General features: G+C 64.6%; 2 protein-coding genes. Both read right to left on the minus strand.

Annotated elements, in window-relative coordinates:
* On the minus strand, positions 1 to 526 hold a 526-nt coding region (locus tag AQJ91_RS48420; RefSeq protein ID WP_234383494.1), incomplete at its 3' end, for a glycosyltransferase family 2 protein.
* Positions 499 to 915: GtrA family protein (locus AQJ91_RS48425; RefSeq protein ID WP_324618073.1), on the minus strand; the 417-nt coding region annotated here is incomplete at its 5' end. The genes AQJ91_RS48420 and AQJ91_RS48425, both read right to left, overlap by 28 nt.

The raw sequence follows: 915 nt of genomic DNA on the forward strand, positions 1-915 counted from the left end.
GGACCATCACCGTGTTCACCAGATGGAAGATCGCGGGATGGATGTCGTCCTCGGCGTCGAAAATCGTCACCACGTCGCAACTCGTATGCGGCAGCGCCGCGTTGAGCCCGTGCGGCTTGTTGACGGGCTTGTCGTCGAAGACGACGACCTCGACATTGTGCAGACCCTCCCGGGCGAGCTCGGCGATCTTCTCCTCAGCCTTGCCGATCGTGCCCGTGTCATCCGCCGAGCAGATCACGAAGACCTCCAACAGGTCCGGCGGATAGTCGGAGCGCACCACCCGGTCGATGGTGGTCTGGATGACATCCTCTTCATGCCGCGCCGGCAGCAGCACGCTGAAGGACAACTCCGGCGGCAGGAAGGTGTCCGGCGCCCTGGCCCTCGCCTCCGCATCCGGCTGGTCCCACGTGTAGAGCATCAGGTAGAGCACATGAGCCGACTGCGCAGTGAGCAGGACGGAGACCACAACGAGCCCGGCATACAACAGGAGCGTCATCATCAGCTGCTCCCCCGGTTCCTGCCCCACACCCAGAGCGTGCTGGAGACGTAGTTGACCGCCAAGGCGGCGCCGATGGCGACCACGTTCGCCACCACGAGATGGACTCCGCCGTGCACCAGTGCCCACAGCACCAGCACATTGACCGCAAGGCCGGCGAGCATCGACACGTTGAACTTCCCGAACCGCCGCACCGACGGGGCACGCATACCGAAGGTCCACCGGTTGTTGACCATGTAGTTGTGGACCACGGCAAGTTCGACGGCCAGCACCGAGGCGACAACCAGCGGAACACCCAGCAGCCGGTGAAGCACATACAGAGCCGCCGTGTTCACCAGCGTGCCCACACCACCGACCACCGCAAATCTGAGCACCCGCCCTGCGTTCAACCCTCTGACCCAGCCGCCCCGTGCCACGGA

The organism is Streptomyces dysideae (assembly GCF_001514305.1).
GTDB lineage: Bacteria > Actinomycetota > Actinomycetes > Streptomycetales > Streptomycetaceae > Streptomyces > Streptomyces dysideae.